At 68.1% G+C, this 524-nt stretch carries 1 protein-coding gene; it reads left to right on the top strand.

The genetic code is table 11. From position 1 onward, the window contains the following. Window positions 1-183: 183 nt before the first annotated feature. A partial coding sequence (locus AC1DQC_RS20260) for a hypothetical protein (protein WP_477053016.1) occupies window positions 184-524 on the top strand: 341 nt, incomplete at its 3' end.

The raw sequence follows: 524 nt of genomic DNA, 5'->3' as shown, positions 1-524 counted from the left end.
CGCTCTGGTGGTGCGTCCTACAAACGGATGAACTTGACTTGCTTCCAGTTACTTATCCTCAGCCCAGGAGATTACATTCAGCTTCCTGACCCGCCGCACCGCGCCAGCGCGGGATCACGAGGAATCCTCAGCCTGGCCATCCCGAATCCTGCTACCACCTACCCCCAGCCCAGGAGTCCGACTATGCCCGCCCCACTGCTCGATCACCCGCGGCGTGTCCGAGGCAGATCCCGAATCCTGCGCGTCGCCCTCGCCGGGCTGGCGGCGACCGGCATCGCCGCAGCTGCCGCCACCCCCTCCGTCGCCGCGCCGGTTGGGGTCGCGGTATCGCCCGGCGGCCAGGTCACGGCCTGGGGAACCAACCATGACGGGCAGACCACGGTGCCCACCCCGTCTGCCGGGCAGACCTACACCGCCATYGYCGGCGGCGACWATCAYTCCSTCGCGTTGACCGCCGACGGCCAGATCACCKCCTGGGGGTGGGACTACAAAGGGATGGTCAGCAATCCGCCGACCGGCTGCGG

Source organism: Cellulomonas sp. P4_H12, from assembly GCF_056400905.1.
Note: the sequence above shows the minus strand (reverse complement) of the source record. Positions and strands in the feature narration are given on the sequence as shown.